Annotated in this window: 2 protein-coding genes; both read right to left on the reverse strand. The window is 35.7% G+C overall.

All coding sequences use genetic code 11. The features are described 5' to 3' along the window. Positions 1-8,873 (reverse strand): SdrD B-like domain-containing protein (locus A9G34_RS03190; protein ID WP_141670324.1); only part of this gene is annotated, 8,873 nt, incomplete at its 3' end. Next, on the reverse strand, positions 8,873-10,294 hold a 1,422-nt coding region (locus tag A9G34_RS03195; RefSeq protein WP_218055666.1), incomplete at its 5' end, for a hypothetical protein. The genes A9G34_RS03190 and A9G34_RS03195, both read right to left, overlap by 1 nt.

The raw sequence follows: 10,294 nt of genomic DNA on the forward strand, positions 1-10,294 counted from the left end.
CCGCCGATATCCGTATACTTTTCAAAGAATGGAACTTTTTCATATAACGGACTGTTGCTATCTGAACTAACAACACCATCATTATATTCACCGTAAAGAACCCGAATATTATGGGTGATGCTGTTGCCGTCATGGCTACCTATCGCTAAGTTACGGAAACTGAACTTACCTTCATTATCAGTTGTTGATAACATCGGTTTGCCCGCTTTATCCATAACATGTTTTTCATTGCTATCTAATAAATAGACATTTACTCCCGATAACCCTGGATAGTTAGCCAGCCCTATTAAGCCTGTGCCAGCACTGTCTTCAACTAACTTACCTTCGATAACTCCACCATTGATATAACCAAAGTTTTGGTCAGTTAAATTACCTACTACTTCCACAGTTGCCATATCCACTGTTTGTGGTGTTTTTAACGAGCCATCAGCATTATGATGCGCATCATCCGGGTCAAAACTTGCCGTTAAGGTAGTCGGTACACCACTGACAACGATATTCCACTTACCTGGGATAATATTAGTAATATCATATTCCACAGTACCAGACACCATTGTATAGCTAAAATGGATAGCTGGGTTATTCACATTTTCAAACGTTAATGTGATAAGTTCATTGATCGGTGAATCTATAGAAGAATTATAAACACCGTCATCATCTTTATCTAAAAACACCTTACCTTTTATACCACTAGTACCGCCCCAAGCAAAACTTGCATTCTCAATGTTAGCCGTTGCACTAGCAAATGTATAAGTTTCTTTCATTTCATTATCAGTTTGGCTAGTTGTTGGAACGATATTACTATCAGTTAACATAAAACTACTAATATAGTTAACATCCGGAACGCTAACTTTCACAGTATAGAAAACTTCTGATGCCAAATTATTGAACTTATAGTTGCCTAATTCACTAACATCAGTTCCAGTACTTACCACTTCAACTGTATCGATTAAATCATCCCCAACAAACAGCTCAACTGAATAATGAGGAAATAACATATCAATACCGATATCTTGAGCAACAATGGCATTACCATCACTACTATCCATATCAATAACAACTTGTCCACTAATACTTGCTTGACCTTTCAGACCAAAATCAACGTTAGTAATCAGTGAAGAAGATTGACTGATTTCTATTTCTGCTCCATCAGTTATAGGTGTAATAGAACTGCCTTGTGGTTGAACAACATAACTATAAACATAATCTGGATTCGAAGGCAATTTAACCGTTATCTTCCACTTGCCGTCCGCAATATTGTTAATTGTATACTGACCATTAAGACCACTTATTGCTGTTAACCGAATATTAGGATTATTCACATTTTGCGCTTCTATTACCACACCATCTAAGGTGGAATGATAAGCCTGATGTACACCTTTACCAGAATAATCTTTATAGATAGTGCCTTTTAATGATCGTTGACTGATATATCCATAATCGAGATCACTAACTTGTTGATCAACAGCTATTAATGTTACTTGATCACTATTACTTGGCTGCCCACCACTTATCATAGCATGGCTAAAGCTGAGTTGATAACTTGATCCTAACGTTTGATCATCAATAGTAATTTGATAATCATGATATGCAGTTAAATTATCAAATTCATAATGACCTGTGTTATCTGTTGTTGTTCTAATCTCAGAGCTCCCTGCTATTCCTGTTGCTTTAAGTAAAACAGGTATATCACTCAATGGTCTATCTATAGGCGCAGCATGATAATTTAATGAAACATTATCATTGATATCCATATCAACCACCACTTTACCAAAAATCTTCGCACTACCTTTTACTCCAAAGTCAACTGTTTGACCAACAGCTGAACCAGAAGCAATAGTAATATTTGTCACATCAGAATTTAAGGTAACGCCACTAACAGAATTTACATAACTCTTTTGCCAACCTTGAGGATAATTCGAGACTTTTACTTGCCACGTATCAGGTGTTAAGTTCTGTATCAAATAATTACCATTTGCATCGGATATTCCAGTAAGCGTAATGTTATTACTTTGATTGGTTGCAGTCACCGTTATTCCCGCTAAAGTTGGATAATTGGTATTATGTTCTCCTTTACCTAAAATATCCTGATAAATATGACCGCTAACGCCAACAATGCCCCGATAACCAAAATCTTGATTATCTAACTGAGTATTATCGCTATTAAAAGCAATAACAACCGAATCAGAAGCATTGTTTGTCGAAGCTTTACCTGTAGGGCTAAAACTAATGGCATAACCATTTAAATGGTTGGACGGATCGGTCACTCTAATTTTATAATTACCTTGCGCCAGATTATTAAAACTAAATTTACCATTTGAGTCAGTCTGAACCTGTACATAAATTACAGCATCATTATTTGGATCAATGAGATTGATAGTTAACCCAACTACACCTGTATCAATATTGGCTGTCAGTTGTTCATTACTATCATTATCATAAACAACCGTTCCACTTACGACACTATTACCCATCATACCTAAATCTAACTTAATCTCTGAATCGGTATTTGCATTAACACTATAGGTAATTTCACCGTTATTAACTAAGCTAGGTGTTACTAATTTTTCAACAAAGTAACTGTAGACCAAATTTCTACGAGTTGGATGTAACACGGTAACAACCCAATCACCTTCAGTAATATTTGAAAACGAGAATTCACCATTACTATCTACAGTTTGAGTATAAGTTAACACCTTGTTATTGTATTTATTCTCAACTTTAACTATTGCACCATCAAGCGGAGGATTTAATAAACTTGCCTCTTTTTTCCCACCAATATCAAAATAAACCTTGCCAGATAATGTACGGTTAATAGCATATCCAAAAGCTCTGGTTTCAGGATTAGCAACATAGCTTGTATCATTTGCCCCGCTCACATCAAATATTGCCGATTCTGATGCTGGTGTTGAGTTTGATGGACTAAACACAATTTTATAATTAGTATCGTTCACCACACTAGTTAACTTATATTTATGCTGGCTTAAGTCTGATACCTCAAAAGAACCATCAGAATTCACCACAACTTCTCTTGAAGTAAAACCAACACTATTTGTTGCAGAAGTTAAGATTAATTTTGGAGTAATTGGTGTAGAAAGTTCACTAAACGCCATATCATCATTACTATAACGATGATCACCATCTCGATCTATGACGACATAACCTGTAATTTTACTATCACCACGATATCCAATATCAATATTATTTACTGAAGGATTAGTAGTTGAAAGTGTGACATTCAAAGCCAGATCATTGGTTACAGCTTCGACAGCACCAGTACCATTATCAGTATAGCTGAGTTTATAACTACCCCAATCAGCTACATTACTTTGTGAGGTAGCTGTTGTAATAACCCACTGCCCCATTGATAGATTTTCAACACTAAAGTTACCATTAGCATCCGTTTCTACAGTAATGTCTCCTTGTTGGCTTACCGCTGTAGTTACTACTTTTTTCAAGACAAGTTTAAGGCCTTTTAAATGATCATCTACATCTGTTTTATTTTTACTATAGTCCACATCAATAGAGACATGTCCCTTAATAGTACCGGAATACTTATAACCAGTACTGCTATTAAAACTATTTTGATTTAAAGGCTCAAACTTAAATGTGTCCGCATTATCGGCAACTTGGCTAACAGGTATTAATGTAGTTGCTTCAGGTGTTTTTACCTTGATCTGATAATTTGTTCCTTTTGGCAACTTATCAAACAAATACTGACCATGTTGTGATGTACTAACACCATTAATTGCAATATCTGCTGTTGTTGTAGATTTCAATTCTTCATATTGATTCTTGCCCGGAGCCATATAAGACAAAGTAACATCAACACCATCAATTGTTTCATCAACGTCTCTAGTATTATTGTTATTTGCATCAATCCAAACATTACCACCAATTTCTTGCGTACCGACAATCATGAAATGATTATCGAAGGATCCTTGTTCAGTGAGCAGCGTAACTGGAATAACAACATCACTAGGTTGGCTACCAGCTTTACTCATCTTAAATGCATAATTAGGTATAGAACTCATTATAATTTTTACAGAATAATGAGCTGTATCCCCATACATTAGATTAGGGAAACTATAAACGCCATCAACGGATGTACGAGTCATTAACAATGTACCGTTACCATCGGATCCTTCATGTAACTCTATTGTAGCCGGCGTTGTATCAGATAATAAATGAGCAAAATGATTTAGCCGAGCAAAATCACTATTATTATCGGCAAAGTCAACATAGATTTTACCTTCAATACCGCCAATACTTGCCTTTTTATAATAGAAGTTTTTATTTTCAACACCTGAACTTTGTAAATTGATACCAGATAGTGTATCTATTGGTTGAGTGGTACCATCACTATTTTTAATAAGTGTATAGCCCTTCGGTGGATCAAGAACATTGACTTTATAATTACCATTTGGCAAATTATAAAAATGATATTTCCCGTTTGTATCGCTATATTGGCGAACAAGTTCATTACCATTTGAATCAATTAAGCTTATCAACACACCCGCCATAGGTTCATTAGTACTAACATCTACCTCAACGAGTGTTTCGCCTGATATGCCACTTTTTATTGCTGAAGTAGAATTATTACCTGCGGCAGGATAAGGATTAGAACCTCCTGCAATTAAAAAGAATTTATTTTGCTCAGTACGCCCTTTATCATCAAAGACAATAGGCGTTAACGAACTGTTGGTATTGCCATCAGCATTAACGATTATGCCATAATCTTGTGATAACGTTTGCATATCTAGCATAACTGTATAACTATTATTTAATGGCAGATTGTTAAAACTAAAGCGCCCAAATTCATTCGTATTTACAGAGGCAAACAAACTTAAATTACCTGAAACACCTTGATACAAATTAACTTTTATATCTTTAAGTGGTAAATCTCCTGTTTTATTATAACTATATTCAGCAGTCCCATTATTATTGATATCAATCATTACAGAACCCGCAATAACTGCATCGCCATTTTTCTTATAAATAAAGTCTAAATCAGCACCTGAAGCAGTTGGTTTGCTTGGGCTGATAGTTATAACAGGAGAAGTATCAGAAGGACTTCGAAGTTCATAACGTTGATCTTCGCTTTGCGTAGGTACTTTAATGGTATAACTGTCATCATAAAGATTTTTAAAAGCATAATGACCATTATTATCTGTTAAAGTATAACTATATAACTGATTATTACGATAAAGGGCAACTTTAATGCCTGAAAGTCCTACATCCTGGTCATCGCGATTAAACTTACCATCATCGTTAAGGTCATAATAAAGCTGACCACTAATTTCAGTATTATTTTTTAGTTTGACTAACCAATATTGATTTGGCGCACTTGTCACATTAGACACTTGCATGTATTCAAGATTGTTTCTAATTTGGTTTGGTAGATAGCTTTGTAGTGGATCACTACTATTACCCACTAATTCAAACTGGCTACTATTTAGTCCTTTCAAGTGCAAAATCATATTAGTAGCATATAAACCACCGCGAGTTGAATTCGCTTTGGTATAAGCAAATTTTCCATTTGCAGATACTTGGTTATCAATGAAATCAGGCGTACTTTCAATACTACTTAACGATCCATTGTAATAGCCAGGATAAATACGCGGTGTAAAAATCCCCTCAACAGATAAATTTCCACTATTAAGGTGTTGTAAATCAGCTGCAGTCAATTCAATCGATGCATCAGTCTTCACCCCAGTTCCACTCACATCAAGATAAATTTTGCCGGAGAACACCTCATTAAACTTATCCGATACAGAAATTGCCTGTAAAAACAACTGCTTAGATGAAGGTTGATTATTATGGGTAAAATTACCACTAGAGTTTACTTCAAAATCAAATGTCCCTAGTTCTGTATTTGGATCCATATCAGCAATATCTATATAATTTTTATTAGAATCTTTATTATGAATAATGCGATATTTTCCTTCAGGTAACATTTTTAGGTTAATTGAATGGTAGTAAGTCCCTATATCGCCCCAAAACACATAACTACTTCCATTGTAATAGTAGATTTTGAAATTACCTTGCCCTGTTTCATAAGTATTTTCGCCGGCATACTGAACATCTCCATTTAAATCATTAACTGGATAACCAATAAATTCAGCTTTACCTTGCATTAAAAAGTTTTTAGTAATTGGTACACTATTCTGATTGAATTTAACAATATAAGAAGGTGCAAGCCCTTGAGTAGAGTTCGTCACCGCTGTTGTACCATGGCGAATCACTTTGACCCTATATTCTGTATTTGGAACAATACCATCATCGGTACTAGTAAATAAATAGCTACCGTCAACATTAGTTCTTTTATGTGCAATATAAAGCGGTCCTCCTATCACACAATCAGATTCAGCACCTAGACGGCAAAGTAAAACATCTGCATCGAAAAGCGGTAAATCGTTTTCATTATAAGTTTGACCAATTTCTAATTCACCATTACCTTTATAAGTATCTAGGTAGACCTGACCACGAAGAATATTGTCATTAACTTTAAGTTTATACCAAAAGTTAGTATCACGATTATAGTTTTGCCCCCCGCTAATTGTAACTTGTATAGTCGATGAACCATCACTATTGATAGTATTATTTTGGTCATTACCTTCAAAATCGACATCATCTTTCGTTATATTACTTATATTGCCATATTCTTTTTTAGCAATAACTCTATATTCCCCATCTGGCAAATTAGTAAAGTTATACCAACCATTAGAATCAGTTGCAAAATAAGTAATATCGTTCCACTTCCCTGATGGAAGTTTACGCTGTAACACCACACGATTTGAACTAATTGGCGTATCTTGTTCTGGATTATAACTGCCTATTGTACCTTTATGACTATTATTTAAATAAATGTAGCCTGAAATACTATTCGGTGTTTTTCCTCTGAAAATAATGACATCTTCAAAACCGCTATTAGGGCTAATGTTGATCAAAAAATTAGAACGCGACTCATAATCTAATTTAGTATTATCGTAGTCATCAAGAGAATAGTAATAGATCCCTGCACGATCCGTTCTTGCAGTAACCCACGATCTTGTTCCGTAAAAACCTTGGGTTTCATAAGTTGCCTTAACAGGTTGACCATCAACTACCAATGGAGTAACACCATCTTCTTCATAAAAAGATAATTTCATATAGGCACTAGCTGTTCTAGTAGATAGACCATTGATCGACGTCGCATAACTATCATGATTATTAGCAGTTTTTAAAGTCGTCGATACAATCATTCCGCCTAATGACTGATTAAATTTTGGTGAAAACCAAAAGTTTTGATTACTTATTGTATTATTAAGATTGGTAACAATAATTTCTTTACCGGCAATATTATCTTGCGTACCATTACTTAAAGTAACTCTACCTTTATGGAGGCTCCTTGATTGAGGAGATGTACTAGATGATTTACCATCAGTATCATTGATGAAAACATATTTATTAACATCAATTCCGTCTTCCATGATTGCAACTTTATAATCTTTACCTTTGGTCAAGCCTCTAAATTGATAAGATCCCGCGTTTTGATTATTAGATCTTTGTGTCACAATTTTTTTCCATGAAGTACCATCATGTTGATAAAGTATGACATCAGTTGAAAAACCTCTACTACCCTTAGTAGGTTTAGTATTTCCATTTTCTACGCCAGAATCGGCACCCGGCTGTGCCTGTTGGTTCAACGCCAGCTCAAATACATTTCCTAAAACACCTGCTAATGAATGATCTGATTGATCAACTTGAAGTAAAAAGTCAGGGCTACTAAGGTTTCCTAAAGCGGGGATTGTAATTGTTGCACTCATTGCATTTACTGGAATATAAGGCATAGCTACATTAGTTACCTTAATATCATAAGTTGCCACCGCTAGTTTTTCAAAACGAAATTTACCGTTTTCCGTTGTGGTAATTGTTTTCGTGCCTAAAACTTTTGTTGTCGTACCGGGATAATAAAGCTCAACATCCATCCCAATTGCGCCTGTATCATTTTCAGCGGAATAGATATTATCATAATTCTGATCGATTGCGACTATACCATCAACACCCCAGCGATTGAGAGCTTTAATATTAAAGGTACCACTTTGATCTACTCCATTCATTGAACTAAAATCGATAGTATCTTGGTATCTATGAGAATTATTTGGCAAAACAACATCCCATAAAATATATGTCGAAGTATCTAAGTTTATAGGACCAAATACAGCACTATTGGCATACCCTTTTAATGTGTTATTGATCTTAATATCACCATTATCATCACTTATTAATATTAGCTGCCCATTTGTGGAAACACTATTAATCAACGTAATAGGAACATCTTTAACCCCAACATTATTTTCATCCTTGACACTTAAATGGATACTTCCTCCCATACCTTGTAAAAAAAGGTTAACACCCAATTCTCCGGTTGAACTGGAAAGATTTAATGTTCGATTAATGCTTTCATTATTACTTGTACTAGCAATAACCGTATATTGCCCTAATTGCAAATTATCGAACAAATAGCTACCATCATTTTGTGTTATTGTTTGAGCTAAGCTATTTCCAGAAGCATCTTTTAATTCAACCATAATATTATTTAATGGCATATTAAAACTTTGATGATTATCGAAATCCCAGTAAACTTTACCTGATATTGTCGTAGCATTTGCTATTGATACAGCCATAAGCATAAAAATGAATGCACCCAAAATTTGGGTCAAATGTTTTAATATAAACACATAACGATAACCTTTTTTTACAGAAATCTTTCTATTTATTTCCACTGCTACATTATGCTCAGTTCGCATTATCTTCTCTCCTGATATGCGTAAATTCTTTTCAACTTGGGGAATAATTTTTCCAATTTCTATGCTTTGCCAACTGTCCATTAGAAACTCCCTACTACATTGACAAACCAACCATGTGAACGATAGTTCAAGTGTGTTAAGTTGTCGTTATAATCCGTAAAGTTATACCCCACGCCCATTTTAATATTATCGCCAATATTACGGTAAATACTCGTCACAAAGCCATCTTTATGGTCATCAGCTAAATCGGTACGTAACGTACGACCCTCTACCTGATATTCCCAATCGCCTGTCTTATAATTTAAACGCAGCGCATACAAACTCGCCCCTGATGAGTACCAGTTACTTTCATTTTTATAGCGTAAATGACCTTGCCTATGGGCTGCTTTAAATGCAGTTTCCCAGTTTGCATTCCATTCATAAACCCCTTCTAACGACCACACCCAGCTCTTTTGGTCATACAAACTTGAAGTATAGCGTTTCCCACTCGATGAGGTCGAATTCGCTATCAGCTGATCGTCCGGATCTAACCCGTAAACATAAGTCAGTTTCCCAAATAAATTCAGATTGTTTATTAATTTAGGACGATAAGCAAAACCAATCATTGATTCAGTATAGTTGCTCACCACATCATTCGATGTGTCTTTATTCCCAAAAGTTTTTGCAAAATCAAACTGTGCTAACCAACTTAAGTTTTCGCTGACAATCGTTTTCGCCCTATTGGTGGTGACCCATTGTCTTATCCGTTCACTACCTTCATCAATCCGATATTCCAGACGGTTACGAATTTGGAACCAATCATTTTTATAGCCGTAACCAGCCGCATAAACATCACGACGCGTTTCATCATGACCCGATAAACTAGTACGGTCACGATTACGGTTGTTTACACGCCCAACCGAGTAAGAGCCTTCAATAAATTGTGCTTCGGTAGGTTTATAACTGACACCATACACATCTGAAGTAGTATGATCGATTTTGCTAGTTTTGAATTGACGCTCAGAATAAAGCTCCAGCTCACTGGTCGCTTTGGTTCGACCGCCCACTACCGTGGTAATGCCTCGCCCAGAAGTAGAGTCCACATCATTTAACACTTTCGTATACAAATTAGTCTGCTCATTAACATCCCAACCTGCCTGAATACCCCCTCCAGCGCCTCGATTGGATGCAAAAATTTCCGCACCAATATTAATACTGTCGGTAATTTGTGAGTTATAACCAATTGTGGTACGGTTATCATCTGCCACATCGCCCGATTTGGCCACCGTTAATTGCTGAATAATATACCCTTTATCTCGACCATCAAAAAAACTACGCTCCAATTTAGCCGCAATTAATGCTTCATGTGTGGCGTCTTCACCATAGTTGTGGTCATTGCGGTGTTGTAATTCAAACGCTGCTGTATACACATCCCCCAATGCAGTGTAGTACTGTGCTCGAGTAAGTTTTTCAACATAGTTAGCCTTGTCTTTTTCTTGACTGTAACTCAACAACAAACCGTG

Origin of the sequence: Gilliamella sp. Choc4-2 (assembly GCF_001690355.1) — a bacterium.
Taxonomy (GTDB): Bacteria; Pseudomonadota; Gammaproteobacteria; order Enterobacterales; family Orbaceae; genus Gilliamella; species Gilliamella apicola_A.